This is a genomic window from Stenotrophomonas sp. 3diitr2024 (assembly GCF_042136455.1).
Taxonomy (GTDB): Bacteria; Pseudomonadota; Gammaproteobacteria; order Xanthomonadales; family Xanthomonadaceae; genus Stenotrophomonas; species Stenotrophomonas sepilia.
Genome location: NZ_JBHHMJ010000055.1, coordinates 1 through 350, shown reverse-complemented (window position 1 = coordinate 350; position 350 = coordinate 1). Strand labels below are relative to the sequence as shown.

At 69.7% G+C, this 350-nt stretch carries 1 protein-coding gene; it reads right to left on the bottom strand.

Annotation, left to right across the window (positions count from 1 at the left end):
- The coding region (locus ABGA94_RS01165; RefSeq protein WP_375366140.1) for a hypothetical protein at positions 1 to 253 on the bottom strand (253 nt) is incomplete at its 3' end.
- Between the last annotated feature and the right edge of the window lie 97 nt (positions 254 to 350).

Here is a 350-nt window from a genome sequence, read left to right as displayed (position 1 = left end):
CCCTGCCCTCGTTCCGCTGGATGCGCCGCTGCTGGTGGGTTACAGCGGCGGTGTCGACTCGACCGTGCTGCTGCACTGGCTGTGGCGCTGCGCACAGGCCTCCGGCACGGCGCTCACGCTCGGAACACTGCAGCGCCAGCGCGGCCATCTCGCGGGGGTTGTAGGTGAACTTGTCCAGCGGCTTGCCGGACAGCGCATGCTTGATCGCGCGGTGCACCAGCAGGTCGGGATAGCGACGGATCGTTCTGGACACGGCCATCGCCCCGGCTTCACCCGCCCATGGCGAGCCCATCGGCATCGTGGAGGCCCGCCCCTGCCACGATGACCGATGACCGAGCACCCGCCGCTGA